This window comes from Vibrio sp. YT-18 (assembly GCF_033337345.1).
GTDB lineage: Bacteria > Pseudomonadota > Gammaproteobacteria > Enterobacterales > Vibrionaceae > Vibrio > Vibrio alginolyticus.
Genome location: NZ_JAWOQO010000209.1, coordinates 1 through 1,117 on the forward strand (window position 1 = coordinate 1; position 1,117 = coordinate 1,117).

The 1,117-nt window shown below is 40.9% G+C and carries 1 protein-coding gene; it reads left to right on the plus strand.

Annotated features, from left to right (window positions below):
• The first annotated feature begins 171 nt into the window (after positions 1-171).
• Positions 172-867: an NAD(P)H-binding protein gene (locus tag R7M72_RS25480; RefSeq protein ID WP_206972071.1), complete on the plus strand. Its 696-nt coding sequence runs from the start codon at positions 172-174 to the stop codon at positions 865-867.
• Positions 868-1,117 lie beyond the last annotated feature (250 nt).

Here is a 1,117-nt window from a genome sequence, read left to right on the forward strand (position 1 = left end):
ATCACTCTCCTGAGCCTAAGACCCGTAAATAACGGGTCTTTTTTTAACATGAGATATCGAGCTCGCCACTGCACAAATTTGATGAAGAGTTGCGGCTTATTCTTGCTCTTTCAGCGTGTTGGCATAAGCTACTAATGCCTAAGCACTTGTTCTCTAAAGAGGAAGCATACAATGACAAACGATGTTAACACTTGCGTAATCATCGCTGGCGCAACTGGGTTAGTCGGCAGCAAAGTGGTCGAAAACCTCATTGCTCAGTCAGGTATTTCTCATTTGTACTCCCTCTCCAGACGCCCACTTAAAGACATTTATGACCCAACAAACAAGATCATTCCAATCATTGATGCAGAGCTCACTATTCATCAATGGAATGAAAATCAAACAACGCCCGATATAGGTTTCATTTGTTTGGGCACGACTCTCAAGCAAGCAGGCAGTAAAGAAAACCTACGTAAAGTCGATGTCGAACTGGTCACTTCGGTCGCACAGCAAATGAAAATGGTCGGCGTAAAACGCCTTGCGGTGGTGTCTAGTTTAGGTGCCAACCGTTCCTCTCCTTCTCACTATCTTGCTTGCAAAGGACAAATGGAGCAGAACATTGAAAAAATGGGATTTGATGAAGTGGTGTTTCTGCGTCCAGGCCCTTTAGTTGGTGAACGCGATCACCCGCGAAGTGATGAAAAGCTTGTTCAAGCTTTATTCAAAGTCATTCGCCCACTTATGATAGGGAAATTGTCTAACTTTCTGCCGATTAAAGCCGAAGAAGTGGCCAAAGCGATGATTTATCAAGTTTACAGTTATCAGGAAAATTCGGTTGTTTATCTACAAAGAAAAGAAATGCTCGACCTACTGCATCATTATGATTAGTCATTTTGCTTAAAAATCACGCTAAACAGTAAGTTCACGAGATTTATCTCTCATTTTTATATTCATTTTAGATCTATCTAATACCTGTTTGTCATTTTTAAAGTTATATCCTGAGCGTTATCTTACGGCATCAGTATATAACCCCGTATAAAAAACAGTCGGCGTTTCACGCCAGATTGATAAGGTCAGATTATGGATTTTGCAGTGATAGCCTCTCTTGCCGTGTTTATAGGCATATTATTCTTTCTTT

Coding starts and splice junctions, on each gene's coding strand:
- R7M72_RS25480 (WP_206972071.1), top strand. CDS start 172: ATGACAAACGATGTTAACACTTGCGTAATCATCGCTGGCGCAACTGGG.